This is a genomic window from Bradyrhizobium sp. WSM4873 (genome assembly GCF_055811355.1).
On the sequence record NZ_JBVVPS010000110.1, the window covers coordinates 1 to 765 of the forward strand.

Here is a 765-nt window from a genome sequence, read left to right on the forward strand (position 1 = left end):
CTGCAATCTCAAATGCCGCCGCAACCGGAAAACTGACTCCTGCTCAATCGCTTAGAGCCTTGTTCACGGACGACTAAGCTCCTTCATCGAGCCAACCAAAATATATTTCATGCGTACTTCAATATGATCGCGGGGGCGAAATGTATGATGTCTATCGCAGCAGCAAGCGCGACTTGCTCGTTCTGAGTACAGGCTCTGCCGTACCCCTGCTTTACTCTGCACACAAGTGGCGCAAGAGAAGAGCAAGAGTTCTCAAGGTCAGCGACGAAATCAAATCAGCCGTTCGGGCACAAGGCTACTACGTCCGCAGTCTGCACGCGAAGCCGAACCGCGTTTTCTTCCCACACTCCGGGGAGAAGGCTTTAGACATTCATCTCCAGCCTAGCCGCGTAGAGGATCTGCACACCAAGATGGGAAGGAGATGATCCGCTTAGGACCGAAGCGGCGATATGTGTAGTTCCCAAGAAGTTCTTAGCCATCGCTTCTCGGTACGGAGCGCCAGTTCGCAAAATCATATTCGTCCCGCCACCGGTGCACGTTGGTTTTGCAGAATGCGCACCTGAAGTGACCAGGCTCTCGGACTTCCCGGCGGATTTGGTCAGCTACGAAGGCACCTGCGCATTTAGGGCACAAGAAAATCACTTTGGTCACAATTCACATAGTTTCTTTAGAACGCTGATTGCGGTGCTGCGGATTCCGACGAAGTCGCCCAGGCGTACCGATATGAAGTCGCCCGTGGATTCCGAGACGATGTCGCCCACCTTT

General features: G+C 53.3%; 1 protein-coding gene. It reads left to right on the forward strand.

What is annotated here, in order from left to right:
- The first annotated feature begins 140 nt into the window (after positions 1-140).
- Complete coding sequence (locus AC0L21_RS37960) at positions 141-425, forward strand: hypothetical protein (protein ID WP_317245306.1); 285 nt, start codon at positions 141-143, stop codon at positions 423-425.
- Positions 426-765 lie beyond the last annotated feature (340 nt).

What these genes read in the sequence shown, in the direction of transcription:
- AC0L21_RS37960 (WP_317245306.1), top strand. Translation starts at nt 141, where the DNA reads ATGTATGATGTCTATCGCAGCAGCAAGCGCGACTTGCTCGTTCTGAGT.